Source organism: Pedococcus sp. P5_B7 (assembly GCF_054049895.1).
Genome location: NZ_JBFULM010000008.1, coordinates 283,070 through 309,240, shown reverse-complemented (window position 1 = coordinate 309,240; position 26,171 = coordinate 283,070). Strand labels below are relative to the sequence as shown.

25 protein-coding genes are annotated in these 26,171 nt (G+C 71.6%); 11 read left to right on the top strand and 14 right to left on the bottom strand.

Annotated features, from left to right (window positions below):
• Positions 1–56 precede the first annotated feature (56 nt).
• Positions 57–2,477, top strand: a complete 2,421-nt coding sequence (locus tag ACXJKD_RS18550) for a DEAD/DEAH box helicase (protein ID WP_457256303.1) — start codon at positions 57–59, stop codon at positions 2,475–2,477.
• A gap of 52 nt (positions 2,478–2,529) precedes the next feature.
• Positions 2,530–3,612 carry a hypothetical protein gene (locus tag ACXJKD_RS18545; protein WP_457256301.1) on the top strand — a complete coding sequence of 361 codons (1,083 nt, stop codon included), beginning with the start codon at positions 2,530–2,532 and terminating at the stop codon, positions 3,610–3,612.
• A 44-nt stretch (positions 3,613–3,656) separates the two neighbouring features.
• Here the strand turns inward: ACXJKD_RS18545 and ACXJKD_RS18540 are convergent, their stop codons facing one another.
• The 8 genes from ACXJKD_RS18540 to ACXJKD_RS18505 form a co-directional block, all read right to left on the bottom strand.
• A complete protein-coding gene (locus tag ACXJKD_RS18540) occupies positions 3,657–4,022 on the bottom strand; it encodes an Rv3654c family TadE-like protein (protein ID WP_457256300.1) in 366 nt (121 codons plus the stop codon).
• Positions 4,006–4,413 (bottom strand): TadE family type IV pilus minor pilin, encoded by a 408-nt coding sequence (locus ACXJKD_RS18535; protein ID WP_457256298.1) that lies wholly within the window; start codon positions 4,411–4,413, stop codon positions 4,006–4,008. The genes ACXJKD_RS18540 and ACXJKD_RS18535 overlap by 17 nt, the downstream gene beginning before the upstream one ends.
• A 14-nt stretch (positions 4,414–4,427) precedes the next feature.
• The gene (locus ACXJKD_RS18530; RefSeq protein ID WP_457256297.1) at positions 4,428–4,622 is read right to left on the bottom strand and encodes a DUF4244 domain-containing protein; all 195 of its coding nucleotides are present in this window, start codon (positions 4,620–4,622) and stop codon (positions 4,428–4,430) included.
• A 564-nt stretch (positions 4,623–5,186) separates the two neighbouring features.
• Entirely contained in the window at positions 5,187–5,597 is a 411-nt protein-coding gene (locus tag ACXJKD_RS18525) for a type II secretion system F family protein (RefSeq protein WP_457256295.1), read from the bottom strand.
• Between the two features lie 185 nt (positions 5,598–5,782).
• Complete coding sequence (locus ACXJKD_RS18520; RefSeq protein WP_457256294.1) at positions 5,783–6,538, bottom strand: type II secretion system F family protein; 756 nt, start codon at positions 6,536–6,538, stop codon at positions 5,783–5,785.
• Entirely contained in the window at positions 6,535–7,662 is a 1,128-nt protein-coding gene (locus tag ACXJKD_RS18515) for a TadA family conjugal transfer-associated ATPase (protein WP_457256293.1), read from the bottom strand. The genes ACXJKD_RS18520 and ACXJKD_RS18515 overlap by 4 nt, the downstream gene beginning before the upstream one ends.
• Positions 7,659–8,354, bottom strand: a complete 696-nt coding sequence (locus tag ACXJKD_RS18510) for a hypothetical protein (protein WP_457256291.1) — start codon at positions 8,352–8,354, stop codon at positions 7,659–7,661. Before ACXJKD_RS18510 ends, ACXJKD_RS18515 begins: the two co-directional genes overlap by 4 nt.
• Positions 8,355–9,195: 841 nt before the next feature.
• Positions 9,196–10,038 carry a hypothetical protein gene (locus tag ACXJKD_RS18505; RefSeq protein WP_457256290.1) on the bottom strand — a complete coding sequence of 281 codons (843 nt, stop codon included), beginning with the start codon at positions 10,036–10,038 and terminating at the stop codon, positions 9,196–9,198.
• A gap of 24 nt (positions 10,039–10,062) precedes the next feature.
• On the opposite strand from ACXJKD_RS18505, the gene ACXJKD_RS18500 reads away from it, so the two are divergent.
• The 7 genes from ACXJKD_RS18500 (at position 10,063) to ACXJKD_RS18470 (ending at position 17,115) form a co-directional block, all read left to right on the top strand.
• A complete protein-coding gene (locus ACXJKD_RS18500) occupies positions 10,063–11,265 on the top strand; it encodes a sensor histidine kinase (RefSeq protein WP_457256289.1) in 1,203 nt (400 codons plus the stop codon).
• 10 nt (positions 11,266–11,275) lie between these two features.
• On the top strand, positions 11,276–12,091 hold the full coding sequence (locus ACXJKD_RS18495; RefSeq protein WP_457256287.1) for a LytR/AlgR family response regulator transcription factor: 816 nt from the start codon (positions 11,276–11,278) through the stop codon (positions 12,089–12,091).
• 64 nt (positions 12,092–12,155) lie between these two features.
• The gene (locus tag ACXJKD_RS18490; protein WP_457256285.1) at positions 12,156–12,521 is read left to right on the top strand and encodes a hypothetical protein; all 366 of its coding nucleotides are present in this window, start codon (positions 12,156–12,158) and stop codon (positions 12,519–12,521) included.
• Entirely contained in the window at positions 12,518–14,041 is a 1,524-nt protein-coding gene (locus tag ACXJKD_RS18485; RefSeq protein WP_457256283.1) for a sodium/solute symporter, read from the top strand. The genes ACXJKD_RS18490 and ACXJKD_RS18485 overlap by 4 nt, the downstream gene beginning before the upstream one ends.
• A 332-nt stretch (positions 14,042–14,373) precedes the next feature.
• Entirely contained in the window at positions 14,374–14,706 is a 333-nt protein-coding gene (locus tag ACXJKD_RS18480) for a DUF485 domain-containing protein (protein WP_457256282.1), read from the top strand.
• A complete protein-coding gene (locus ACXJKD_RS18475; RefSeq protein ID WP_457256281.1) occupies positions 14,703–16,337 on the top strand; it encodes a solute symporter family protein in 1,635 nt (544 codons plus the stop codon). The genes ACXJKD_RS18480 and ACXJKD_RS18475 overlap by 4 nt, the downstream gene beginning before the upstream one ends.
• 217 nt (positions 16,338–16,554) lie before the next feature.
• Complete coding sequence (locus tag ACXJKD_RS18470; RefSeq protein WP_457256280.1) at positions 16,555–17,115, top strand: AMIN-like domain-containing (lipo)protein; 561 nt, start codon at positions 16,555–16,557, stop codon at positions 17,113–17,115.
• 107 nt (positions 17,116–17,222) lie between these two features.
• Here ACXJKD_RS18470 and ACXJKD_RS18465 read toward each other — a convergent pair whose 3' ends face one another.
• Entirely contained in the window at positions 17,223–18,110 is an 888-nt protein-coding gene (locus ACXJKD_RS18465) for a hypothetical protein (protein ID WP_457256278.1), read from the bottom strand.
• Positions 18,111–18,253: 143 nt separating this feature from the next.
• Between ACXJKD_RS18465 and acs the strand changes: the two genes are divergently transcribed.
• Positions 18,254–20,236: an acetate--CoA ligase gene (gene acs / locus ACXJKD_RS18460; protein WP_457256277.1), complete on the top strand. Its 1,983-nt coding sequence runs from the start codon at positions 18,254–18,256 to the stop codon at positions 20,234–20,236.
• Between the two features lie 154 nt (positions 20,237–20,390).
• Here acs and ACXJKD_RS18455 read toward each other — a convergent pair whose 3' ends face one another.
• The 5 genes from ACXJKD_RS18455 to ACXJKD_RS18435 all read right to left on the bottom strand — a co-directional run bounded on the left by ACXJKD_RS18455 (position 20,391) and on the right by ACXJKD_RS18435 (position 24,406).
• On the bottom strand, positions 20,391–21,611 hold the full coding sequence (locus tag ACXJKD_RS18455; RefSeq protein ID WP_457256276.1) for a DUF6544 family protein: 1,221 nt from the start codon (positions 21,609–21,611) through the stop codon (positions 20,391–20,393).
• A gap of 5 nt (positions 21,612–21,616) precedes the next feature.
• Positions 21,617–22,045 carry a hypothetical protein gene (locus ACXJKD_RS18450; RefSeq protein WP_457256274.1) on the bottom strand — a complete coding sequence of 143 codons (429 nt, stop codon included), beginning with the start codon at positions 22,043–22,045 and terminating at the stop codon, positions 21,617–21,619.
• 151 nt (positions 22,046–22,196) lie between these two features.
• The gene (locus tag ACXJKD_RS18445; RefSeq protein ID WP_457256273.1) at positions 22,197–22,568 is read right to left on the bottom strand and encodes a VOC family protein; all 372 of its coding nucleotides are present in this window, start codon (positions 22,566–22,568) and stop codon (positions 22,197–22,199) included.
• Between the two features lie 150 nt (positions 22,569–22,718).
• A complete protein-coding gene (locus ACXJKD_RS18440) occupies positions 22,719–23,504 on the bottom strand; it encodes a glycerophosphodiester phosphodiesterase family protein (RefSeq protein ID WP_457256272.1) in 786 nt (261 codons plus the stop codon).
• 101 nt (positions 23,505–23,605) lie between these two features.
• Positions 23,606–24,406 carry an IclR family transcriptional regulator gene (locus tag ACXJKD_RS18435; RefSeq protein ID WP_457256270.1) on the bottom strand — a complete coding sequence of 267 codons (801 nt, stop codon included), beginning with the start codon at positions 24,404–24,406 and terminating at the stop codon, positions 23,606–23,608.
• A 138-nt stretch (positions 24,407–24,544) separates the two neighbouring features.
• Between ACXJKD_RS18435 and aceB the strand changes: the two genes are divergently transcribed.
• The gene (aceB, locus tag ACXJKD_RS18430) at positions 24,545–26,164 is read left to right on the top strand and encodes a malate synthase A (protein WP_457256426.1); all 1,620 of its coding nucleotides are present in this window, start codon (positions 24,545–24,547) and stop codon (positions 26,162–26,164) included.
• The last annotated feature ends 7 nt before the right edge of the window (positions 26,165–26,171 follow it).

The window sequence follows — 26,171 nt, the reverse complement described above, 5'->3', positions numbered from 1 at the left end:
CGTACACAGGTGAGCAGGCGGTGAGACCGTCTGCTCTCGGGATTACGGTAGCGGCAATGTCCACCTCCGGCCCCACCCCACCCGGTTCCGCGGGGCCTCGTCGCGTCGCGTTCGACCCGGTGGCGGCGCTGGCGGGCCTCGCGGCCGGGACCAGGAGCGAGCGGCTGCTCCACGTCCACGAGGTGCCCGCCCGGGCTGCCGCGCTCGTCCCGTGGCCCGACTGGGTCGATCCGAGTGTGTATGCCGCGTGCGCCGGTGCGGGCGTGACCACGCTCTGGTCGCACCAGCGGGCGGCGGCCGACCTCGCCCACGACGGGTCCCACGTGGTGATGGCGACCGGCACCGCGTCGGGCAAGAGCCTGGGCTACCTGCTGCCGGTGCTGTCGGCGCTCGTGGAGGGGTCGGCCGCCCCGTCGGGCCGCGGCGCGACTGCCCTCTACCTGTCTCCGACCAAGGCGCTCGCGGCCGACCAGCTGGCCCGGGTGCAGGCGATGGCCGTTCCGGGCGTGCGGGCCGCGACCTACGACGGTGACACGGCCACCGAGGAGCGCCGCTGGATCCGCGACCACGCCCAGCTCATCCTCACCAACCCCGACCTCGTCCACCACTCGCTGCTGCCCCTGCACGAGCGGTGGGCGCCGTTCCTGCGGGCCCTGCGCTACGTCGTCATCGACGAGTGCCACACCTACCGCGGCGTGTTCGGCTCGCACCTCGCCGCGCTGCTGCGGCGCCTGCGCCGGGTCTGCGCCCGCTACGGCGCACACCCCACGTTCATCCTCGCCTCCGCGACCGTGCGTGACCCCGGGCTGCACGCCTCCCGCCTCGTCGGTATGCCGGTCGTGCCGGTCACCGAGGACGGCTCGCCTCGCGAGGCGATGACCTTCGCGATGTGGGAGCCGGGCCCGCTCGGAGAGGGCGACGGTCGTCGCTCGGCCACGTCCGAGGCCGCCGACCTGCTGGCCGACCTGGTCACCCGGCGCGTGCAGACGGTGGCCTTCGCCAAGTCCCGAGCGGGGGTCGAGGCCCTGGCCACCAGCGCCCGCCGCACGCTCACCGAGGTGGCGCCGGGGCTGGCCGGTGCCGTCGCGGCATACCGAGGCGGTTACCTGCCCGAGGAGCGCCGCGAGCTCGAACGCTCGCTGCGGGCCGGGTCGATCGTTGGGTTGGCGGCCACCAACGCCCTCGAGCTGGGCATCGACATCAGCGGTCTCGACGCGGTGTTGTTGGCCGGCTGGCCGGGCACCCGCGCCTCGCTCTGGCAGCAGGCCGGTCGCGCCGGTCGTGCCGGCACGCGATCGCTGGCGGTGTTCGTCGCCGCGGACGACCCGCTCGACACCTACGTCGTGCACCACCCCGAGGTGGTCTTCGGGCAGCCGGTCGAGGCCACCGTGCTCGACCCCGACAATCCCCACGTCCTCGGCCCACACCTGGCCGCCGCAGCGGCCGAGCTGCCGCTGAAGGAGGACGACCTCGCGCTCTTCGGTGACCAGGCCCGCTCCCTCGTCGAGGCCCTCGTGGCGCGCGGGATCCTGCGTCGACGGCCCACCGGCTGGTACTGGGCGCGCACCGACCGGGCCTCCGACCACGTGTCGTTGCGAGGTGCCGGTGAGGTCGTCGGCATCGTCGAGCAACGCACCGGACGGGTCCTGGGCACCATCGACGAGGCGTCCGCGCACACCCAGGTCCACACCGGTGCGGTGCACGTCCACCAGGGCGACACCTACGTGGTGACCGAGCTCGACCTCGAGAACGGCACCGCGACGGCGGTGCGCGGCGACCCCGGCTGGAGCACGTTCGCGCAGTCGGTCAGCGCCTTCGACATCATCGGGGCGCAGCGCAGCGTGGCCTGGGGGCCGGTGCAGGCGTCGTTCGGCACGGTCCACGTGCACACCCAGGTCACGTCGTTCCTGCGGCGGCTGCCCAGCGGTGAGGTCCTCGGCACCCACCCGCTCGACCTGCCCCAGCGCACGCTCAACACGCGGGCGGTCTGGTGGACCATGCCGGTCGAGTGGCTGGCGGCGGCCGGGGTGCCGGAGGTCGACATCCCCGGCTCCGCACACGCGGCCGAGCACGCGGGGATCGGCATGCTGCCGCTGGTCGCGACCTGCGACCGGTGGGACATCGGTGGCGTGTCGACCGCGCTGCACCCGGACACCGGACTGCCCACGATCATGGTCTACGACGGCCACCCGGGCGGGGCGGGCTTCGCCGAACGGGCCTACGAGTCCTTCGAGGAGTGGCTGCGCTCGACGCTCGAGACGGTGAGCGCCTGCCGCTGCGAGAACGGCTGCCCCGCCTGCGTGCAGTCGCCGAAGTGCGGAAACGGGAACGAGCCGCTGGACAAAACGGGCGCGATCCGGCTGCTGCAGGCGGTGCTTGCATGCGTTCCGGACCCGCCCTCCGGTGCGGAGCCACCCACGGGTCCGCGGGAGGTTCCGACGGTGACGAATCGGGCAAACGCGCAGGCCAGCGGCTAGGGTCGACTGCGGACGGTGCACCATGCACCCCTCATCGTCGGAGGTTCCTTCCGTGATCGTGCTCGGCCTGATTCTCGTCCTGCTCGCCGTGGGAGCAGGTGTCATCCTGTTCCTCACCACCGATTCACTCACCACGCCCGTCGATCTCGAGTTCGCCGGCTACAGCTGGGGAATGACCCCGCTCGCCCTGCTCATCACCGGTGCAGCCGTGCTGCTGCTCCTGTGGCTCGGGCTCGCGATGATCCGCGGCAGCGCCAAGCGCCGACGTCGCCCTGCCCGTGAGGCCAAGGAGGCCGAGCGCCAGGCCAAGATCGAGGAGAGCATCCGCGCCGACGAGCGGGCCCGCGCCGAGGAGTCGCACCAGAGCGCCCTGGCCGAGCGTGACCGCGTCCGGGACGAGGAGTTCGAGGCTCGGATGGCCGAGCGCGACCGCGAGCGCGAGAGCGAGTTCGCCACCCGGCAGCAGGATGCCGAGGAGCGGGCCCGCGCCTACGAGCGCGACCGGCTGGAGCAGGAGCACGCAGCTCGCAGCTCGGCCACCGGCGGGTCGGCCACCGCTGCCGGTGCCGGAGCCGGAGCCGGAGCGGGCGTCACCGCCAGCCACGACGACGACCACGACGCCGACCGGGCCGACGTCGACCAGGCCGACGACGAACGCCGCGCGACCGGCGATGACTTCGCCGCTCGCCACTCCGCGAATGCACCTGCCGACTCGGGCTACCCCACCGCCGCTGGCACGACGACGGCTGACGCGGCGACCAGGGATGACGCGGCGACCACCCATGACGCGAGCACCGGGGCCACGGCGTCGGGTGAGGCGTCGGACGACGGTGTGCACGCGCACGACGACTCCTCCGCGACCGATGACTCGACCCGCGTGATCGCGGCCGAGGACTCGGCCACCCCTACCTCCGACGGGCGCGACAGCGACACCTCGGACGACCCGAACCACCCCGGCTACCGCACCGTGGCGGACAAGATCATGGGTCGCGACCCCGCCGACGCTGCTGACTCTGCTGACTCTGCTGACTCTGCTGACTCTGCTGACTCTGCTGACTCTGCCGACCAGGCCGAGGGGACGCAGGGCACCGACGGCGACCGCACGGAACGGGGCGACCGGGCGGCCCGCGAGTAACCGGCGACTGACCGCTGCCGCCGACTCGGGCGGCAGCAGCTCCATCACGGCGACGGCCCAGCTCGGGCCGTCGCCGTCGTGGTTCGGCGCAGGGTCCCCGGCAGGATGAACGACGGCCGCGCCGTCGCCCGACACGTCACCGACCCGTCGTCGGCCACCACGCAGTCAGCGGACTCGGCTCCGTTGCGCGACGCCACCGAGGCCCCGGACGCGCAGGCTTCGGACGGGTCGTCGCCGGCCTGCAGGGCCTGCGCAGCCGCGAGCGCCCCCAAGTCCGCGGCCGCCCGGGCCCGGTGGGTCGCGACCACGGCGCTGCCCAGCGCCAGACCCGCGACGAGGACCACGAGCAGCACTCCGACGGCCGCCAGCACCAGCACCGTCGTCGCCCCTCGCTCACCGCGCCGGGTCATCGGCTCCCACCGCCTCCCTGGCGGCCACCGCACGTCCCGTCGGAGTCGCCCGCTCCCCGAGCCACCCCAGCCCCGGCGCCGGGCGGCCTCGCACCACGACCGTGACCTCTGACCCCGGACCCGGCCCCTGACCTGGCCCCGGACCTGACCCCGGACCTGACCCCGGACCTGACCCGGCTCCCGAGACCGCGAACACGGCACCCGGTGGAGCCAACCGCCGGCCTGCTGACAGGGCAGCGGCCGGGTCGTCGCCGCGGGCCAAGGCTCTGGCCGTCGCCCTGGCCGCGTCGATGCACCGCACCTGGTCGGTGACCGTCGTGAGCGCCGACAGGGCGACGAACAGCACCAGGATGAGCGTCGGGAGGGCGACCGCGAGCTCCGCCGTCGCCATCCCCGTCTCGCCCTCTAGCCGACCGAACCCAGCGCGGCCGTGATGACGGACGCCAGTGCCGACTTGACCGAGTCCGACCGCACGATGGTGAGCAGGACGGCGGCGAAGGCGCACGCGGCCAGCGTGCCCACGGCATACTCTGCTGTCGTCATGCCGGCCTCGGCCGAGTGGCGGATCGTCGAAAACCTTGTGACCAGTGTGCATTTCACGCTGTGCTCCTCGGATGGGTGATGGGCGTTCAGCCCGTTCACCCGAGTCCACCGGACCTTGCGTCGCGTCGCCACGCACCTCCGGCCTGCTTGTGGACCACCACCGGGCCAAGAGCTGGGTGTGGACGAACTGCCCACCTGCGTGAGCGATCCGGCACCTCACCCAGCTCCCGTGCTCGGGCGTGGTCGCCTCAGGCGAGCGCTGTCACGGAGACGTGCGCGGGGTCAGGCGGCTGCCTGCCGGCACGGGGGAAGGGGAAGCCGAGGGTGGCGAGGCGACCCTGCACCTGGTTCTGGGCCTGGCAGTCCTGGACACAGTTCGTGGGTGGTTGGCCACCTCGGTCGCATCCTCGCCCGTGACGAAGCCCATCCGGCCGCCACTGGCCACGTCCCAGATGGACACGCCACCGCAGTGCCGCGCGCTGGGTGCCCTGCGTGTCATGTCTGCTCTCGAGGTCGTGAGATGGCGTGGGTGGGTGCAGCCCTCACCCTCCGATCGGCGGAGCACGAGCAGCAATTGCTCTTTGGTACTAGGACCAGACCACTCCCGACCCGCGCGACAGCTCACGAACCACCCGCGAGGACCCGGGAAGCGAGGGTGACGACCACCGGCACGACAGCGGTGCAGGCAAAGGCCGGGAGGAAGCCCAGACCCAACGGCAGCACGAGCAGCACGCCGGCTCGGGCGGCGGCGCCCTCGCGGGCTCGCTCACCCTGCTCGCGCATTCGAGTCGCCGCATCCTCGAGGAGCTCGGCCGCCGCTGCCCCGGTCTGCTCGGACAGGTGGGTTGCGGTGGCGGCCTGGCGCCAGCGGGCACCGGCGTGGGCCCACGCCTCTCGCGCCGGCAGGCCCCACTGCAGCGCGGCCACGACAGAGGCGAGGTCGTCGCGCACGACGCCGGTGGCCCCCGACTGGACGTGCCGCAGGGCAGCGGTCAGGGGTAGCCCCGCGCGCAGGCAGAGCGCGACGAGCACGAGGGCATCGGCAACGGCACCGTCCGCTGCCTGGTCCGGTCGCCGCCCACGCCATCGCGCTGTTCGTTCCCGGCCACGCCACCGAGGTCGGGCATCGCCCCCGCGGGCGAGGGTCGGCCCCGGCGGAGGTCGTGCCGGCCACAGGACGGGGACGAGACCTGCCAGCACGCAGACCACCAGCGTCGTCACGCGGCCCTCCGCAGGATGCGTCGGCTCCACCACCACGCGCTCAGCCCCAGGCCGACGCCCAGGACGAGGCTCCCGGTGGCCACCGACGAAGAGAAGTAGAGCGTCAGCGGGTCCACCCCCATCGCAGTCCCCACGACGGGACCCGAGGCCGGGAGGAGGCACAGGACCGCCATCGACGCCTTGGGACCGGCCGCTGCCGCCGACAGCCGCTCGCGCGCCCGAGCCCGGTCGCGCAGCACCCGCTCACCGCAGGCCAGGGCGTCGGCGAGCGGCGCACCGGTCAGCTCGCTGAGGGCCCACGCCTGGGCGACGAACGACAGGTCAGGGCTGTCGCGGGTCCGGGCGTGCGAGTGCCACACCTCCGCGAGGGGGGCCCCACGTCGTGCTGCCATCGAGAGGTCGCCCACCAGGGGACCGAGCGCCGTGTCGTCGCGGAACATCTCGGCAGTCGCAGCCACGGCGACTGCCGGTGGCACCCCGGCTCGCAGCGGAGCCGCGAGCGCAGCCACCAGGTCGGCGAGCGCCCCTTCCAGGGCGTCGCGGCGCGCGGCGGCGCGCACCCTGCTTCGGAGCGAGACCGTGGACCGTGAGCCAGCCCCGACCTCCGGGGGACCGCCAGGATGAGCGAGGGCCGGCCCGCTGGCACTCGGCAGCCGGTCAACGCCCGCGGGCCACAGGGCAGCGGCTGCCACCAGCAGGACCAGCCCTGCGAGGACCAGCACCCCAGTTGGTGGGGCGCCCGCAGCTGTCACGGGTCGACCCCGGTCAGGGCAGCGAGCGTCGGCCAGCCCGGGCCGACCCGGTCTGCCACGGCGTCGAAGGCGAGGTCGCAAGCGGTCTCTGATCCGGTCCACCGCAGCACCGAGATCGAGGCCACCCGCCGCGCCCCGCCCTCCCGACCGAGGTGCACCACTGCTTCGACCGCGCTGGCCAGCTGGGTCTGGATCGCGTCGCGAGGCAACCCCGCCAGCGCGCCCAGCGCGTCGAACCGACGGGGCACGTCGGCGGGCGCGTTCGCGTGCAGCGTGCCGCAGCCGCCGTCGTGCCCGGTGTTGAGGGCGGCGAGCATCTCGCGCACCTCCGCTCCACGCACCTCACCCACCACGAGGCGGTCCGGCCTCATGCGGAGCGCCTGACGGACGAGGTCGACCAGCCCCACCGCTCCTTGACCCTCCACATTGGCCCCCCGGCCCTGCAGCCGGACCACGTGGGGGTGGCCGATGGCGAGCTCTCGAACGTCCTCGACGACGACGATGCGCTCGCCTGCCGCCACTTCGGACAGCATCGCCGCGAGGAGGGTGGTCTTGCCGGAGCCGGTGCCACCGGTGACCACGAACGAGCAGCGGCGACCGACCAGCCCGCGGAGCAGCGCCTCGACCCTCGGCCCGAACATCCCGCGGGAGCCCAGCCCGGCCAGGCCGGAGCCGACGGCCCGAGGCACGCGAAGGCTGACGTGGGCACCCCCGTCGACCAACGGAGGAAGGATGGCGTGGAGTCGGATCCCCCCGGGGAGGAGCCCATCGACCCAGGCCTGGCTCTCGTCGAGCCGACGGCCGGCCAGGGCGGCCAGCCGGACCGCCAGCCGTCGCGCGTCGGACGGGTCGAGGGCGAGGCCGGCCGGCATGAGCGCTCCTTCGCCGCGGTCCACCCAGACGGACCCGTCGCCGTTCACCAGGACGTCGGTCACGCGCGGGTCGCCGACCCACGGCTCGAGCGGACCCAGCCCGAGTACCTCAGAGGCCAGGAGTGCGTGCGCGGACTCGACGCCGGCATCACCGAGCCGAGCCGCGTCGGCCGCCGCGATCTCCCGCACCGCCCCAGGATCGGGCGCCTCGCCCCGGCGGATCCGGTCGACGATGAGGGCGTCGCGCCTCACCGGCCCACCACCTCGGGCGTCGGGGCTGACAGCAGCGCGTCGACCGCTCCCACCAGGGCGCCGGACGGGCGACTGCCCGGTGGTCGCCCGCGGTCGGCATCGGCGGGCACCCGCGGGTCGTCGCGCACGGTGCCTGCCAGCGGGAGGTCGAGGTGCGCGGCCACCTCCTCCGGACTCAGCGCGTCGCCGCGACTGCAGCGCAGCACCAGGGCGGCCGGCACGCCGAGGTCGTGGAGTCGGTCGGCCACCCCGGCACCGTCGGCCAGCTGGCGAGCGGTCGACCCGACGACGAGCAGGAGGTCGGTGCACACCTCGGCCCACCACGTCGAACCCGCCAGGTCGAGGACCGTCAGCCCGCAGACCCGGGCCAGCCCGGACACGGCAGCACGGACGACCGGGTCGGGAGGCGCCGGGCCTCGTCCGGCGAGGACCCGTGCCGGACCGTCGGCAGGGAGTTCCCGGAGCAGGGCCGCCCCGTCGATCCGGCCGTCGGCACCGGCGAGGTCGGCCCAGCGCAGCCCCGGGAGGTGCTCCACGCACGCGGTGACGTCGAGGGCGCCGCCACCCGGAGCGCCGTCGACCGCCACCGTGGCACCCACCAGCCCTGAGGCGCGCACGGCCAGGGCGACAGCGAGGGTCGACACGCCCAGGCCGCCCGACGCCCCGATCACTCCCAGCACCCGATGGTCCATCCGCCAAGCCTGTGGTGGCCCACGGCGCTGGGCGAGCGGCCGACGGCAAGCCTGTGGAGCGGGATCAGCCGATCAAGGAGCTGTGGACGGAGGACACCGCATCGGCAGCCGTGCGGCACGACGGCGGTGAGGGAGCGTCGGGTCGAGGTATTCGCCTACCAGGATCCGGTCGCCGAATACCTCGAACCGGGGGGAGGCTCGAGAATCCGGGTGGAGAAAGGGGACGGCCCCGGTCGGGGGGACAACCGGGGCCGTCGACGCGCCAAGCTCCGGGGGGGAGGAGCCGGTGCGCCGATCCGCTCTACCCACAAGGGGGAGCGGACGCCTTCATGGTGGACCATTTACCCTTCAACCGCAACTCGTTCCTGACGCGTTTCGCCCACGAGATTCGAGATTTTCCGGGGACACCACGGCCCATTACGGACAAAACACCGCCACAGGGGGATGGCACCCCGCGTTGCGGGGTGCCATCAGCCGTGATCCGCCACGGGTTACCAGGCGTGCATTCTGTAGTTGTCGCACCGGGACAAGCCCGTCACGATCTGTCCACCAGGGGACTGGCTTCGCGTGGGTGCCCGATGGGGTCACGGTGGCCGTCGGACTCTCGTACGTCGACTTGCCTCCATGTGTACCCCCGCCCGGACGCAAAGGAAAGCCTTGACATCCGGGCGAAGCAGGAAATCCAGTACCGTCGGGCGAAGTAGGAAACCAGTACCGTCGGGCGAAGCAGGAAGACCACGTGCGGTCGCGCGCAGCAGGAAGACCACGTGCGGTCGCGCGCAGCAGGAAGACCACGTGCGGTCGCGCGCAGCAGAGCAAGCCACGACGGGCGCGGCAAAGGTCAGGTGAGTCGGCCGGCGCGCACGGCGTCGCAGATCTGGACCCCCTGAGCCGCGCCCGCGACGACAGCGTCAGCACAGTGCCCGATCCACAGTCCCAGCCCCTCGGGGGTGCCCGTTCCGTATGCGGCGAGCGCGCCGAGGTAGGCCGGCCCACCCTGGGTGGCGTGCCCGGCTTCGGTCACCACGACACCGGTCGGGTCGAGTCCGGTGGCCTGCACCAGCGCTCGCTCGACAGCGCGAGCGACGACCCCGTTGGCGCGGACGAACGGCCTGGCGGTGGCGATCTCGGCATGCGCCACGGCAGCCACGACGAGGCCCGGGACAGCGGAGCCGGCGGTCATCACGGTGACGAGGAGGTCGAGCCGCTCGCGAAGGGCAGCCGAGTCCGGGGCCGCACCGAGGTCGCGGAACTCGGCGCAGGTCTCGCCGGCCACCCTGGGTCGTCCGACCTGCTCGGCGGGCAGCAGCTCGGCAGCAGCGGCCACGTGCAGCCTGGCCAGCGCCTGCAACGGCGCCTTCGTGACGAGGCCCCTCACGTGCTCGCTCTCGGCCGTGGCGGTCACGGCTCCCCGAGCGACGAGCTCAACCGGGTCGGGCTGCAACGGCCATTCAGCAGCGCCGCGCATCACGTCCCGGACGAGGTCGAGAGGGACCGTCGCCCCCTCGAGGGCTGCGCTCGCCTGCGCCCCTCGGACGCGTGACTCGGCCGACGCCTCGGGGATGCGGCGCCGCAAGGCTTCGTGCCAGCGCAGCTGCTCACACGCGTCCCGGGCAGCCGCGATCCGCTCGGGGACGCCCGGCAGCTCGGCAAGGGCGCTGAGTGAAGCGATGACGTCGACCACGCAGTGCAGCCTAGAGTTCGCCCTGTGTCGGGCAGCTTCCACCTCCCCACCGCGATCTTCGTCGCGGGAGCGATGGGGCTGCTCTACGCCCTGATCCGTCTGGTCCGCCACGGTCGCAGCGCCTCGCGCGGTTTCGTGTCCGAGGTCGACCAGGCCACCCACGCCACCCTCCACACCGCGTCACTGGCGGCCCGCCACCTGCAGGACGGGCTGACCGAGGAGGGCACCGGCCGCGCCGCCAAGCACCTGCGCGAGCTGCTCGGCTCCTCCGCGGTGGCGATCTGCGACGCCGGTGGGTTGCTCGCCTGGGACGGCGCAGCCGACCACCACGCGGCGGATGCGGCCGACCACGCGCAGGAGGTGCTGCGCACCGGGCGGACCATCGTCCTGCGTCCGGGCCAGGTCCAGTGCCCGGACCCCGACTGCCCGGTCCGGTCGGCGGTGATCGCCCCGGTGGTCACCGATGACCGCGTGGTCGCGGCGCTCGCGGCATACGGTCCCAACGCGTCGGCGGGTCTCGCTCGGGCGACGGAGGAGGTCGCGGGGTGGATGGCCACCCAGGCCGAGCTCGCAGACCTCGGTCACCAGCGCACCCGCACCATGGAGGCCGAGCTGCGCGCCCTCCGGGCGCAGATCAGTCCGCACTTCATCTACAACTCCCTGGCCGCCATCGCCTCGTTCGTGCGCACCGATCCCGACCGGGCGCGCGAGCTGCTCCTGGAGTTCGCCGACTTCACCCGCTACGCCCTGCGCCGCGGCGGGGCCTTCACGACCCTGGCCGAGGAGCTCCGCAACGTCGAGCGCTACCTCGTGCTCGAACAGGCGCGGTTCGGCGACCGGCTGCGGATCTCCCTGCTCATCGCGCCCGAGGTCCTGCCGGTCACGGTCCCCTACCTGGCCATCCAGCCCCTGGTCGAGAACGCCGTCCGACACGGGTTGGCAACCAAGGAGGGTGGTGGACACGTGAGCATCACCGCCAGCGACGAGGGGGCGGAAGCCGTCATCACGGTCGAGGACGACGGGGTCGGGTCGGACCCGGTCGCGATCCGCACCGTCCTCGACGGCCACTCCGACGGGGACAACGTCGGGCTCGGCAACGTCGACGCCCGGCTCCGACAGGTCTACGGCGACGACTACGGACTCGTCGTCGAGACCGCCCCGGGGGCGGGCACGAAGGTGACTTTTCGGGTGCCCAAGTATGCCCCCGGTGTCCACGCGACGACGTAGTCTCTCCCCCATGGCTGGCGCCCCCTCCGGCGACCCGGAGCACCGCCGCCCGCAGGACGCCACCGGCGGCTCCACGGGTGCAGCCCTGCGTGCCCTCGTCGTGGACGACGAGGCGCCCGCGCTCGAAGAGCTGAGCTGGCTCCTGCGCCAGGACCACCGGATCGCGGAGGTCGTCACGGCGTCGAGCGGCGCGGATGCGTTGCGGTCGCTCGACAGCGGCGACATCGACGTCGTCTTCTCCGACATCTCGATGCCCGGCCTCGACGGCATGGAGCTGGCCCGGGTCATCGCCCGGTTCGTCGAGCGGCCCCAGGTCGTCTTCGTGACCGCCCACGACCAGCATGCCGTCGACGCGTTCGCCGTCGACGCCACCGACTACGTGATGAAGCCGGTGCGCAAGGACCGTCTGGCCGAGGCGGTGCGCAGGGTCGTCGCCGCCGTGGAGCCGGGAGGCAGCGCGCCGCAGGGGGCGGGAGAGCCGGAGGACGAGACCATCCCGGTGGAGCTCGGCGGTGTCACGCGGTTCATCACGCGAAGCCAGGTCCGCTACGCCCAGGCCCAGGGCGACTACGCGCGGCTGCACACGGCCACCGGCAGCCACCTCGTCCGCATCCCACTCAGCACCCTCGAAGAGCGTTGGGCCACAGCGGGATTCGTCAGGATTCACCGCAGCACGCTGGTGTCGCTGGCGCACGTCAGGGAAGTGCGCATGGAGCACGGTCGGTGCAGTGTCGTGCTCGAGGACGCCGAGCTGCAGGTGAGCCGACGCCACACCCGCGAGCTGCGCGACCGCCTGCTGCGCGCGACCCTCCGCTCCTCCTCGTGAGCTCGGCGTCGTGAGCTCCGGCCCCGGTCGACCCCCCGAGCCTCCTGGACCGACACCGTCCTCGGTGCCGGCACGAGTCAGGGTCACCAGCACCCGCCGTGACGCCGCCACCCGGCGCGACCTACGCCCGCTCACCCGTGACATCGACGAGCAGAGCACACTCGGCGAGGTCTACATGGCCGGGCTGATGTCCGCCCAGCTGCGGCTGGCCCTGCGCGTGCTCGCCTTCGGGGCAGTGGGTCTGGGCGGGCTGCCACTGCTGTTCCTGTTCGTGCCCGCCACACGGACGATGGAGATCGGGCGGTTCCCCCTCCCGTGGATCGTGCTCGCCGTGGTCGTCTACCCGGTCGCGATCATCGTGGCGCGGGTCTACGTCCGGGCCTCCGAGCGCATCGAGGCCAAGTTCTCCGACGTGGTGGGTCGCCGGTGAACCCGGCCTACGGCGTCGTCGCCATCGTCCTGGTCTGCACGGTGACGCTGGCGATCGGCGCCTTCGGGCTCCGGCTGTCGCGGACGACCAGCGACTTCTACGTGGCCGGCCGCACGGTCACCCCCTACCGCAACGCGAGCGCCATCGGCGGCGAGTACCTCTCTGCCGCAAGCTTTCTCGGCATCGCGGGACTGGTCTACACCAACGGCCTCGACATGCTGTGGTTCCCAGTCGGCTACACCGTCGGCTACGTCGTCCTCCTCGTCCTGGTCGCCGCGCCGTTGAGGCGCTCCGGGGCCTACACGTTGCCCGACTTCGCGGAGGCGAGGCTCGAGAGCACCGTGATCCGACGACTCTGCTCGGTGCTCGTGGTCGGCATCGGCTGGCTCTACCTCCTCCCCCAGCTGCAGGGGGCTGGCCTAGCCCTCGGGACGGTCACCGGGGCGCCGACGTGGGTCGGTGGGCTGATCGTCGCCGTAGTGGTGGTCGCGAACGTCGCCGCTGGCGGGATGCGCTCGATCACCTTGGTGCAGTCCGTGCAGTACTGGGTCAAGCTCACCGCCATCGCCGTCCCCGCCTTCGTGCTGCTCGGCGCCTGGGTCGGCGACGGCGCTCCGGGACCGGCGGCGGCACGGGAGGCCAAGTGGATCGAGCCGTTGAACGGGCTTGCAGGGCAAGGACATCCGGTCTACGCCACCTACAGCCTCCTGCTGGCCCTCGCCCTGGGGACGATGGGTCTGCCCCACGTCCTCGTCCGCTTCTACACGAACCCCGACGGCAAGGCTGCCCGGCGGACGACCGTCACCGTCGTCGCGCTGCTCGGCGCGTTCTACCTCTTCCCCCCGCTGTACGGCGTGCTGGGTCGCGTCTACCTGCCCGACCTGGCGAGCGGTGCCGCCGACACCCTCGTGCTCAGGCTGCCCGGCGCCATGGTGCCCGACCGACTCGGCGAGACGCTGTCGGCGGTGCTTGCCGGCGGCGCCTTCGCCGCCTTCCTGTCGACCGCCTCCGGACTCACCATCTCGGTGGCGGGGGTCATCGACCAGGACCTGCTCCGCCGGCGGCTGGGCCGGATGACCGGCGACGACTTCACCGTGGCGCAAGGCTTCCGGCTCGCGACGGTGCTGTCCGTGCTCGTCCCGTATGCCGCCTCGAGACTGATCGAGCCGGTCGGCCTCGCGACGATGGTGAGCCTGGCGTTCGCCGTCGCCGCCTCGACGTTCTGCCCCCTCTTGGTGCTGGGGTCGTGGTGGCGTGGGCTGAGCACGGTGGGTGCGGCCGCCGGGCTCGTGGTCGGCGGGACCCTGGCAGCAGCCGCCGTGGGCCTGACCATCTTCGCCGGGCCGATCCCGGGGTGGCCCGGCGCGCTGCTCGGGCAGCCCGCCGCGTGGACGATCCCGATCGCCTTCGCGACGGCCGTGGTCGTGTCCCTCGCGACCCCCGGCCGGATCCCCCGCCACACCGCCCGGACCATGGTCCGGCTGCACACCCCCGAGGACCTAGCGCTCGACCGCAACTAGCCAGACTGCAGTCCGAGCCGCTCGACGATCTCCGGAGGTCTGCATCGCCGGTCGCCACGTCCATGACCAGCGCGAAGGCCTGGCATCTTCGCCGAAGAGGGAGGCCCGGGGGCGCGCCGCTGCGGCTTCGAGGAGCCCGAGGTCGCGGACCGGTGCCGACGACAGCCGCTGGGCGCACGTGGACGACCGTTCGGCGCAGCGGACCCGGCCACCCGGCGACCCCTGCCTTCCGCACGGCGCGTGGGCGCGCGGCATACCTGCTGCTCAGAGGCCTGCAGGAGCACAGTGGCGACGACCGCGGGACAAGCCCGCGCCACCACTGGAGGTGTCCCGTGAGCAACGACGCTCGCACGGAGCACGACCCGTACGTCGCACTCCAAGACTCCGCGGACTTCGCAGAGCTCAGGTCCCGGTTCCGCCGGTTCGTCTTCCCGATGACCGGTCTCTTCCTCGCCTGGTACTTCCTCTACGTGCTGCTGTCCGTCTACGCCTCGGACTTCATGAGCACGAAGGTGTTCGGCAACGTCAACGTCGGGCTCCTGCTCGGGCTCGGCCAGTTCGTCTCGACCTTCGTCATCACCATCATCTACGTGCGCTGGGCCGACCGTGAGTTCGACCCGCGCGCCGCCGCACTCGCCACGACGATCGGGGAGGACCACCGATGAGCCTGACCACCCTGGCCCCCGCTGCGACCGAGGTCGGCAGCCCGGCGCTCAACATCAGCATCTTCGGCGTCTTCGTCCTCATCACCCTCGCGATCGTCATCCGGGCCTCGCGGAACAACCGCAGCGCCGCTGACTTCTATGCCGGCGGCCGCGCCTTCACCGGGCGACAGAACGGCATCGCCATCGCCGGTGACTACCTGTCGGCAGCCAGCTTCCTCGGCATCGCCGGCGCCATCGCCCTCAACGGCTACGACGGCTTCCTCTACTCCATCGGGTTCCTCGTCGCCTGGCTGGTGGCACTGCTCCTCGTCGCCGAGCTGCTGCGCAACGCCGGCAAGTACACGATGGCCGACGTCCTGTCGTTCCGGCTGAAGCAGCGGCCGGTCCGCATGGCCGCGGCGATCTCGACCCTCGCCGTCTGCTTCTTCTACCTCCTGGCGCAGATGGCCGGCGCCGGTGGCCTCGTCGCCCTGCTGCTGGGGATCGACGACAAGGCCGGGCAGTCGGTCGTCATCGCCGTCGTCGGCGTCATCATGATCGCCTACGTCCTCATCGGCGGCATGAAGGGCACGACCTGGGTGCAGATCATCAAGGCCGTGCTTCTCATCATCGGCGCCGGCGTGATGTTCGTCTGGGTATTGAGCCGGTTCGGGCTCAACCTCAGCTCGCTGCTGGGCAAGGCAGTCGAGCAGTCGGGCGGCAAGAAGGTGCTCGACCCGGGCCTGCAGTACGGCAAGAGCGGTCTCACCAAGGTCGACTTCATCTCGCTGTCGCTGGCCCTGGTGCTCGGCACCGCCGGCCTGCCGCACGTGCTGATGCGCTTCTACACGGTGCCCTCGTCGAGGGAGGCCCGGAAGTCGGTCGAGTGGGCGATCTGGCTCATCGGCATCTTCTACCTCTTCACGCTGGTCCTCGGGTACGGCGCCGCCGCCCTCGTCGGGCCGAAGGCCATCGCGGCCGCGCCGGGCAAGGCCAACTCCGCTGCACCACTGCTCGCCTACGAGCTCGGTGGTGAGCTGTTGCTCGGCCTCATCTCGGCGGTGGCGTTCGCGACGATCCTCGCGGTCGTCGCTGGGCTCACCATCACGGCGAGCGCCAGCCTGTCCCACGACATCTACAACTCGGTCATCAAGGAGGGCACCGCTTCGGCGGAGGACGAGGTCCGGGTCGCCCGCATCACCGCGGTCATCATCGGCATCTTCGCCATCCTCGGCGGCATCCTCGCCAACGGGCAGAACATCGCGTTCCTCGTCGCCCTCGCCTTCGCCATCGCGGCATCGGCGAACCTCCCGACGATCCTCTACTCGTTGTTCTGGAAGCGGTTCAACACCCGCGGTGCGCTCTGGTCCATCTACGGCGGTCTCACCACGGCCCTGACGTTGATCGTCTTCAGCCCGGTCGTCTCCGGCAAGCCGGTCGACCCGGTCACCGGCAAGTCGCTGTCGATGTTGCAGGGCACCGACTTCCACTGGTTCCCGCTGGACAACCCGGGCATCATCTCGATCCCGCTGGCCTTCGTCCTCGGCTGGCTGGGCACCGTGACGAGCCAGGAGTACAACGCTGCCAAGTACGCCGAGATGGAGGTCCGGTCGCTGACCGGCCACGGCGCCGAGAAGGCGGTCGCGCACTAGGCGGAACTTCGCCGCGCAAGCACGCGGCATACCCAGGACCACGGTGCCGTGTCCCCGCAGGTGGGGGCACGGCACCGCGCCGTCCCGGCCCGAACCCCTTCGTATGCCGCGTTTTCCAGACACAGCCGACCTTTGCGGACGACACGGTCACCGTTGGCACGGAGGTCAACCGGACGGTCGCGGTGCACGTCATTGCGGTGTCCGGAAGGAGGACGCCATGAACATCACCCGCACCGCGATCACCCGGTCGCTCCTCGTCGCCGCACTCGTCGGGGCCGTCCCGGCCACCACGGCCACCACCTCGGCGCAGGCCGCTCCGTACTGCGGCATCACCTGGGGTTCGCTCGCCAAGACGAAGGCCTTGTCCCCGACAGGCTCCGTCACGGGCGTCCGCTCCGGACGCCACGCCTGCTTCGACCGGCTGGTCATCGACCTGAAGGGGAAGGCACCCGGCTACACCGTCAGGTACGTCACGACGTTCACCAGCCAGGCGTCGGGTCTGCCGATCGCGCTGCGCGGTGCGGGCAAGCTGCAGGTCACCGTCAACGCCCCCGCCTACAACCCCGCCACCGGGGCCCCCACCTACACGCCGCGGAACCCGAACGAGATGGTCAACGTCACGGGCTACACCACCTTCCGCCAGGTCAAGTGGGACAGCAGCTTCGAGGGCTACACCAGCCTCGGCCTGGGAGTGCGGGCGCGGCTCCCCTACCGCGTCTTCACGATCCAGGACGGGACCGCGAGCCGACTCGTCATCGACGTGGCCCACCACTGGTGAGCCGCGCCGGGTGAGCGGTCGGGCCCCTGACGGGGGCCCGGCCGCTCAGCCGTGCCGGCCGGTCCGGTCGGCCGTGCCGGCCCCTTCAGCCGTGCCGGCCGGACCGCTCAGCTGCGGCGGGCTATCCGCTCCTCGTCCGACGCCGCGGCCCTGCGCTTGCGTTCGGCCACCATCCGGGCGTTCACGAGGCGCACGCCGACGAGCACGGCGGCCACTGCCAGGCTGAGCCAGAGCCACGGCAGCAGCGCCTGCAGCTGCGTCTGGGAGTAGGTCCACCACTGGGTGCGCACGAAGTCCCATGCGGGCTCGGCGACCCGCCTGGCCTGCTCCCGCAGGGTCAACCCACCGCCAGTCCCGGGCCGGAGCACGTCCCAGCCGTACTGCAGGGCGCGGGCGAGCAGGGCGAAGAGCAACCAGGTCACGGCCAGCCGGGCCACCGAGAGGATCGTGGGGGCGACCCGCTGCCACGTGGCGACGGCGAACGGCAGGGCGAGCGCCACGGCGACGGCCGCCTCGGTCGGCCAGGAAGCGGGTGACAGGCCGGCGACCACGACCAGCACGCTGGCTGCGGCGACGGGCCCCTTGGCCCCGCGGGCGCCGAGCGCGATGCCGAGGAACGCGGCCGCCCCGAGCAGCACCGCCAGCACAGCCCGCTCGTGCGGGTACTCGTCAGTGGCCGGGGCGTCGAGCAGCCACCCGAGCCCGCTGAGCACCACGACGATCGCGAACCGAGGCCAGGGCGAGCGGACCAGCAGCGAGACCGAGGCTGCGGCCGCGGTCGCGCCCAGGAAGAGCACGCCACCGTCGAAGACACTGAGCGGCAGGTGCAGCCACGACGTCACCCCGGCGAACCCCACCGGCCACCAGAGCAGGGCCGCGAGCAACAGGGCGACCTCGGGCCAGACCTTGCGCGCCATCGCCCGGCCCCGGTCGAGAGCGGGCTGGGACGGGGCGCCGGAGCCGGCGGTCGGGGTGGTGCTCCTGGGGGTGCTCACGCCGCCCAAGGCTAGCCGTTGGCCGCTCGCAACGTCCGCCGACCGATCATGGCGACCACTCCCCTTGATGCGAGAGCCGGATGCAGGTTGGCTGGGGTCGTCACCGCGACCTCGACCGCACCTGCTGCGAGAGTTGCCTGCCGATGCCGCCAGGAGGAACCACCGTGTCCGAGCCCACGACGACGAGCCACACCGAGGGTCTGGACCTCGCACCCACCCCCGAGTTCGCCGCGCAGGCCAACGGCAAGGCCGACCTCTACGACGCGGCCGCAGCCGACTTCGAGGGGTTCTGGGCCGACCAGTCCCGGCAGCGACTGAGCTGGTCCAAGGACTTCGACCAGACCCTCGACTGGAGCGGGGCGCCGTTCGCCAAGTGGTTCGTCGGCGGAGAGGTCAACGCCTCCTACAACTGCGTCGACCGGCACGTCGAGGCCGGCAACGGCGACCGTGTCGCGATCCACTTCGAGGGCGAGGGTGGAGACACCCGGACGATCACGTATGCCGAGCTGCAGCGTGACGTTGCGAAGGCCGCCAACGCGTTGGAGTCACTCGGCGTCGCCAAGGGCGACCGGGTCGCCATCTACCTCCCGATGATCCCCGAGGCCGTGGCGGCCATGCTGGCCTGCGCCCGCATCGGGGCCCCCCACTCGGTCGTCTTCGGGGGCTTCTCCGCCGACGCCCTGCGCACCCGCATCGCCGACGCCGAGGCCAAGCTCGTGATCACCGCCGACGGCCAGTTCCGGCGGGGCAAGACAGCTCCGCTCAAGCCCGCGGTCGACGCGGCGGTCGAGGGCGACAGCACGGTGGAGAAGGTCCTCGTCGTGCGGCGCACCAAGGACGAGGTGGCCTGGAACGACGACCGTGACGTCTGGTGGCACGACGTCGTCGACTCTGCCAGCGACCAGCACGAGGCCGTGGCCCACGACAGCGAGCACCCGCTGTTCATCCTCTACACCTCGGGCACCACCGGGAAGCCGAAGGGCATCTTCCACACGACGGGCGGCTACCTGACGCAGGCGGCATACACGAACTCGGTCGTGCACGACGTGCACCCCGAGACCGACGTCTACTGGTGCACCGCCGACATCGGCTGGGTGACCGGCCACTCCTACATCGTCTACGGGCCGCTGGCGAACGGCGCGACCCAGGTCATCTACGAAGGCACCCCCGACACCCCGCACCAGGGCCGGTGGTGGGAGATCGTCGAGAAGTACAAGGTCACGATCCTCTACACGGCACCGACCGCGATCCGGACGTTCATGAAGTGGGGTGACGACATCCCCGCGAAGTTCGACCTGTCGTCGCTGCGGCTGCTCGGCTCGGTCGGTGAGCCGATCAACCCCGAGGCGTGGCTCTGGTACCGCAAGAACATCGGCGGCGGAAGCGCCCCGATCGTCGACACGTGGTGGCAGACCGAGACCGGCGGCATCATGATCAGCCCGCTGCCCGGCGTCACCGACCTCGAGCCCGGCTCCGCGCAGAAGCCGATCCCCGGCATCAGCGCCGAGATCCTCGACGACGAGGGCCAGCCGCTGCACGACCCCGAGGCGGTCGGCTACCTGGTCCTCACCAAGCCGTGGCCGGGCATGCTCCGTGGCATCTGGGGCGACCAGGAGCGCTACAAGGAGACGTACTGGTCGCGGTTCGGCCCCAAGTACTACTTCGCCGGCGACGGTGCGAAGTACGACGAGAAGGGCAACATCTGGCTGCTCGGCCGAGTCGACGACGTCATGAACGTCTCTGGCCACCGGCTCTCCACGGCCGAGATCGAGTCGGCCCTGGTGTCGCACCCGTCGGTGGCCGAGGCGGCCGTCGTCGGGGCCACCGACGAGACCACCGGCCAGGCCGTGGTCGCCTTCGTGATCCTGCGTGGCGGCCACGAGGACCACGGCGACGAGACCGTGCAGGAGCTGCGCAACCACGTCGCCAAGGAGATCGGCCCGATCGCCAAGCCGCGCTCGATCATGGTGGTCTCCGAGCTGCCCAAGACGAGGTCGGGCAAGATCATGCGCCGCCTGCTGCGCGACGTGGCCGAGAACCGCGAGGTCGGCGACGTCACGACGCTGGCCGACTCCTCGGTCATGAACCTCATCAAGGAAGGCATGTCCACCGGCAAGGAGGACTGAACGCCCCACCCCGGTATACCGCGGACGCACCTCGCGTCCGCGGCATACCCATGTCCCCCAAGGGGTTTGACGGGCTCCAGGCAGTTCTGCTCTGAACCGCACGGTGCTCGTCCAGGCCCAATGTGGCCCTGGGAACTCGCCCAGGGCCCGCTCGTCAGGGCAGCGAGCGGGCGGCGGTCCGAGAACGTGCCGGGCCATCGGCCTCGGAAAGCTGCCGGGCCGAGGCTCCGATGTCGTCGACCCTCGTGAGGTTGTAGGCCACGTCCTCGATCTCGAGCTCGACGTAGGTGAACGAGCCCTCGGGCGCAGGGGCGTCCCAGCGCGCCTCGCCCTCCAGGGGCACGAGGTGACCACGCACATCCAGGTGTCCGGCGAGGGGCGTGGACCACGGCATCGCAGTGAAGGACTTCCCATCAGAGGACGCCCGCGACCGGTCCTGCGAGACGAAGTCGACCAAGTGGTGGTCGTCGTCGAAGGTCAGTACTCCGGAGACGCTCTGCGCTCCGACGCTGAACACACCCTGCACGTGGGTGCCGTCGACGGCAGTCCATCGAATGGGGGCGTCGACGATCGCCCCGGGCGCGAAGGCCACGAGGTCGTTGAAGACCGTGACCGTCTCTCCACGGTCCATCTCCGCACCGGCGGCGTTGACCACGGACACCAGTGACACCACCTTGGCGCGCATCGTCGCGGTCCCGCTGGCGTACTGGTGCAGGACCGTGACCGGCAACCCGGATCGCCTGGCGTCCATGATGAAGTGCCGCTGTGGTCGCGGTCCGAACGTGTTGACCTGTCTACCCGTGAACGGCATCCACGCCTGGGTGGGTCCGCCGCGGATCCGGCCATGGAACGTGGCGGCAAAGCTGCTGATGTGGGGCTGACCCACTGCGCCCGACCTGCGCACAAAGTCGGCCAGGGGCTCGGGCAGGTCGGCGAGGTCGGCCTCCGTCACGAGGGCGATGCTGTGCTCGGCCTCGTCCAGGGCCTGCGCCGACTGGGTGGCCCACTGGGCGTGGAAGCTGGCCGGGCCGACCGAGGCGAAACCGTAGACCGCGGCGACGACCAGCAGCACGTTGACCACGGTGCCGAGCTTGGCGTCGCTCCACGAGGTGATGACGGCCACCTGCGAGACCGCGGCGGCACCGAGGGCAACGGCCCACCACCAGGTCGTCGTCGGGGCTCTGGCGGCGATGAGACCGGCGGACAAGAGGACGAGCGCGGCTGCCAGCAGCCAGAGGATCCCGAGACCGGGGCTGATCGACTCCTCGAGCACCGAGGCCTCTACCCACCCCAGGCCCTTGCCGGCCCCGAGCAGGTGGATGAGGCCGTGGCCCACGAGCACTACGACCACGGCCCAGCGGATCACGGGCGTCATCCAGCTCACCCCTCCACAGGGGCCCCAGGAGCGACCGCCAGGTCGGCCACCAAGACCTCCGGGTGGTCGGTGAACTCCAGGTCGGCGATGACGTAGGTCCGGCCATCGTCGTGGTGCACGTGGGCAAACACGTGGTGGTCGATCCCAGCCAACCGCAGCGTGAGCGGGTGAGTCGTCTCGAAGTTGCGCCACCACGTCTTGTGCTCGGCCATACCCACGGTGATGCGCACGGATCGCCCCTCGGCCACGTACCTCACCACGAGCCGGTGCGACTGGCCGGAGCGGCGTCCGACGTAGTCGAGCACGGCCAGTCGGCGTCCCAGCGTGTCCCCGAACGAGCTCTCGAGCAGGGGGACGAGCGCCCGGTTCGCGACCTGGTTCGTCAGGGCCGCGAAGTGAGCTACCGAGAAGCTGCGCGTGCGGGCGGTGGTCATGGGGCCAGCCTGCGTCCGGCGGTTGCACCTGGCCAGAGGCGAAGGTCCCTGCCGAGAGACGATCAGCTCACCGATCCGCTGGCGCACCTGAGCACGTGCGGTCTGCCCGGTGGATCGACCTGGTCGTTCGGCGGCAGGCGCCTCCCCGGTCTCAGCTCGTGCAGAGGCAGAACGGGTGCCCGGCGGGGTCGAGCATGACGCGGAACGACGTGCCCGGTTGGTGGTCGTGCCTCCTCGCGCCCAACGCGATCACGGCTGCCTCGGCGGTGTCGAGGTCGTCGACGACGACGTCGAGGTGCATCTGCTGGGGCACGTCCTGGCCGGGCCAGACCGGGGCCTTGTAGTCCTCGACCCCCTGGAACGACAGGCACTGGCCGTAGTCGGCCTTCACGTCGATCCAGCCGTCGGACGCGTCGAAGTTGGCGGTGTCGACCGTCCAGTCGAGCATCGCGCCGTAGAAGGTGGCGAGCTCCAGGGGGTCGGGACAGTCGAGGACGATGCTGGGGAAGCGTGCGATGGCCATGCCCGGCACGCTAGCCGCGGTTCAGGACGATCGGCATCCTGTTCCGGCCACGGCCAGGCCACGACACCTGCCACGACACCTGCCACGTCACCTGCCACGTCACCTGCCACGTCACCTGCCACGACACCCGAGCCGGGCGCGCCTGCGGGACTATGAGGACGGGTTGGGCACGCGTCCCGGCATCGGGGTCCACTGCCCGCGCGCCAGCAGCACCTCGCGCAGCAGGTCCGGCCGGTCGGTGATGATGCCGTCCACCCCGGCGTCGAGGAGCCGCACCATCGAGGGCTGGTCGTTGACCGTCCAGACCACGACCTTGACGCCGATCCCGTGCGCGCCGGTCACCAAGCGTTCGACGAACACCTGCACCCGCCCCAGCCGATCCGGCACGTGCAGGAACTCGGCGGTCGCGAACCGGCGAGCGGGCGGCATACCGGCGCGGGCGCAGGTGACCACCGCGGCGAGCGCGCGCCAGCCCAGCGCGGTCCGCACGCCCGGCACCTGTGCGCGCACGACGTCGAGACACCCGTCCCACGCGCCCGCGATGCAGACCCGCTCGCGGAAGTCCTTGTGCTGCAACACCTTGGTGAGCGCAGGGATCGCCGTACGCTCCTTGAGGTCGACCGTGAACCTGGCGTCAGGGAAGGCTTCAAGGGCTTCGGTCAAGGTGGGGATCGGCTCGCGCTCCAGGACGCGCAGCTGCCGCAGCTGCGCGAGGGTATGCCGCGCGAGCGGCCCGCGTCCGTCCGTCACCCGGTCGAGGGTCGCGTCGTGGAAACAGGCGAGCTCACCGTCGGCGGTGATGCGGACGTCGGTCTCCAGGTAGCGGATGCCGAGCGCGGTCGCGAGGCTGAAGGCCGCGATGGTGTTCTCAGGCGCAAGGGACGCGCCTCCGCGGTGGGCGAGGGCGATGGGTCCGAGCTCGGAGCCGTAGGCCATGACACCAGCGTGCCGAAGTCTCGGGGCGCCCAGCACCGAAAACGGCTCCTGGCACCACTGTTCACCCCATGGAAGGCAACCGTTCGCCCGATGCCGACCCGCTAGACGGTCGCGCCCCGCATTTCGGCCGAAATCGCCTCTGCCACAGCGTGCATCGGCGGTGCCGCACCCTCGATGAACGCGTCGGTCATGCGCGGCAGCGGACCGGACACTGACAGCGCCAGTGGTTGCGGCGAGCCCGGGATCGCGACGGCCACGCACCGCACGCCGACCTCCTGCTCACCTTCGTCGAGGGCGTAGCCGCGGTCGCGAGTCCGGTCCAGCTCGGCGGCGAAGGCCTCGGGATCGGTGATCGTGTGCTCGGTGCGGGCCGGCATGCCGGTGCGGGCGAGGATGGCCTGCACGGCTTCAGGATCCATGCCCGCCATGATCGCCTTGCCGACGCCGGTGGAGTGCGGCAGCACCCGACGACCGACCTCGGTGAACATGCGCATCGAGTTGCGGCTGGCCATCACCTGGCCGATGTAGACCACCTGGTCGCCGTCGAGCATCGCCAGGTTGACCGACTCCCCGAGCTCGTGGGCGAGCCGCTCCATGTGGGGGCGAGCCCAGCGGCTGACCATCCGCGACGTCGTCTCCCCGAGGCGGATGAGGCGTGGCCCGAGCGAGTACTGACGGGAGGCCTCCTGGCGGACGTAGCCGAGGTCGACGAGCGTCCGCACCAGCCGGTGGATCGTGGGCAACGGCAGCTGGGCGTCGTTGGCGAGCTGCGACAGGCTGATCACGCCGCCGGCGTCAGCCATCGTCTCGAGGATGGCGAACGCGCGCTCGAGCGACTGCACACCGCCACCGGTCCTCGCGGGGGGCATCGACCCGTCCTCGACGGTCGGTTCCGTGCTCATATATCTCTCCCCAGTCCTTCCCGAATGAGAAGAAGATTTCGTATCATGGAACAATCCTAGTCCGTAGGCCGCCACCGCGGCACGCGACACCACTGACTTCTCCCGAGGATGCGCATGTCCCAGCCCACCACGCCCACCATGCACTCCGTGCCCACCGTCGTCGTCGACGCACCCCACGAGGTCGAGCGCAGCACCGAGATCCTGACTCCGGCCGCGCTGGCGTTCCTCGGGGAGCTGCAGGCGAGGTTCGGGGCCCGCCGCGACGAGCTGCTCGAGGCCCGCCGGTCGCGTCGGGCGGAGGTGTCCAGGACCGGGCGTCTGGACTTCCTCGACGAGACCCGCGAGGTCCGCGAGGGTGACTGGACCGTCGCTCCTGCGCCCGCCGACTTCGCCGACCGCCGGGTGGAGATCACCGGTCCGACCGAGCGCAAGATGGCGATCAACGCCCTCAACTCCGGCGCCAAGGTGTGGCTCGCCGACCTCGAGGACGCCAACACCCCCCACTGGGAAAACGTCATCGGCGGGCAGGTCAGCCTCTACGACGCGGTCCGCCGCACCATCGAGCTCACCACCCCGCAGGGCAAGCACTACGAGCTCAAGGACCCGGGCGGCATCCCCGTCATCGTGCCGCGCCCCCGCGGCTGGCACTTCGACGAGGAGCACCTGACCCTCGACGGTCGTCCGCTGGTCGGCGCGCTGGTCGACTTCGGCCTCTACTTCTTCCACAACGCCGCCGAGCTGATCGAGCGCGGGAGTGGCCCGTACTTCTACCTCCCCAAGATGGAGTCCCACCTCGAGGCCCGGCTCTGGAACGACGTCTTCACGTTCGCGCAGGAGTCCCTCGGCATCCCGCAGGGCACGGTCCGCGCGACGGTGCTCATCGAGACGATCCCAGCGGCCTTCGAGATGGACGAGATCCTCTACGAGCTGCGCGACCACGCGGCCGGGCTCAACGCCGGTCGCTGGGACTACCTGTTCTCGATCATCAAGTACTTCAGGGACTCCGGGCCGTCGTTCACCCTCCCCGACCGGAATGCCGTGACGATGAACGCGCCGATGATGAAGGCCTACAGCGACCTGCTGGTCCAGACCTGCCACAAGCGCGGGGCATTCGCGATCGGCGGCATGGCGGCCTTCATCCCGAGCAAGGACCCCTCGGTCAACGAAGCGGCCTTCGCCAAGGTGCGGGCCGACAAGGAGCGCGAGGTCGGGGCCGGCTTCGACGGGTCGTGGGTGGCGCACCCCGGCATGGTCGAGCTGTGCAAGGAGATCTTCACCGGGGTGCTCGGCGACTCCCCCAACCAGCTCGCCAAGCAGCGCGACGAGGTCTCGGTCACCGGAGCCGACCTGCTCGATGCGGCCTCCACCCCGGGTGACCGGACGCTGGATGGCCTCCGGGGCAACGTCTCCGTCGGCATCCAGTACCTCCAGGCGTGGCTGCTCGGCAACGGCGCGGTCGCGATCCACAACCTCATGGAGGACGCCGCGACCGCCGAGATCTCGCGCAGCCAGATCTGGCAGTGGCTCAACTCCGGAGCCACCCTCGCCTCGGGCGAGACCGTCACCCGCGAGCTCGTGGACGAGGTGGTGGAGAGCGAGTATGCCGACCTGGTCGAGTCGGTCGGCGACGACGAGACCGCGCGGGATGCGTTGGAGACCGCGCGGAGGTTGTTCGTCGAGTGTGCGCTCGACCCCGACTTCCCCGACTTCCTGACGCTCCCGGCCTACGCCGAGGTCCTGAAGGCCGAGCGCGCCTGACCCCCCA

Bases quoted from the DNA above. Each gene is read 5' to 3' on its own strand.
- aceB (WP_457256426.1), top strand. From the start codon at position 24,545: ATGCACTCCGTGCCCACCGTCGTCGTCGACGCACCCCACGAGGTCGAG.
- ACXJKD_RS18445 (WP_457256273.1), bottom strand. From the start codon at position 22,568: ATGGCCATCGCACGCTTCCCCAGCATCGTCCTCGACTGTCCCGACCCC.
- ACXJKD_RS18540 (WP_457256300.1), bottom strand. From the start codon at position 4,022: ATGACCCGGCGCGGTGAGCGAGGGGCGACGACGGTGCTGGTGCTGGCG.
- ACXJKD_RS18550 (WP_457256303.1), top strand. From the start codon at position 57: ATGTCCACCTCCGGCCCCACCCCACCCGGTTCCGCGGGGCCTCGTCGC.
- ACXJKD_RS18495 (WP_457256287.1), top strand. From the start codon at position 11,276: ATGGCTGGCGCCCCCTCCGGCGACCCGGAGCACCGCCGCCCGCAGGAC.
- ACXJKD_RS18440 (WP_457256272.1), bottom strand. From the start codon at position 23,504: ATGGCCTACGGCTCCGAGCTCGGACCCATCGCCCTCGCCCACCGCGGA.
- acs (WP_457256277.1), top strand. From the start codon at position 18,254: ATGCCGCCAGGAGGAACCACCGTGTCCGAGCCCACGACGACGAGCCAC.
- ACXJKD_RS18450 (WP_457256274.1), bottom strand. From the start codon at position 22,045: ATGACCACCGCCCGCACGCGCAGCTTCTCGGTAGCTCACTTCGCGGCC.
- ACXJKD_RS18435 (WP_457256270.1), bottom strand. From the start codon at position 24,406: ATGAGCACGGAACCGACCGTCGAGGACGGGTCGATGCCCCCCGCGAGG.
- ACXJKD_RS18510 (WP_457256291.1), bottom strand. From the start codon at position 8,354: ATGGACCATCGGGTGCTGGGAGTGATCGGGGCGTCGGGCGGCCTGGGC.
- ACXJKD_RS18455 (WP_457256276.1), bottom strand. From the start codon at position 21,611: ATGACGCCCGTGATCCGCTGGGCCGTGGTCGTAGTGCTCGTGGGCCAC.
- ACXJKD_RS18535 (WP_457256298.1), bottom strand. From the start codon at position 4,413: ATGGCGACGGCGGAGCTCGCGGTCGCCCTCCCGACGCTCATCCTGGTG.
- ACXJKD_RS18475 (WP_457256281.1), top strand. From the start codon at position 14,703: ATGAGCCTGACCACCCTGGCCCCCGCTGCGACCGAGGTCGGCAGCCCG.
- ACXJKD_RS18470 (WP_457256280.1), top strand. From the start codon at position 16,555: ATGAACATCACCCGCACCGCGATCACCCGGTCGCTCCTCGTCGCCGCA.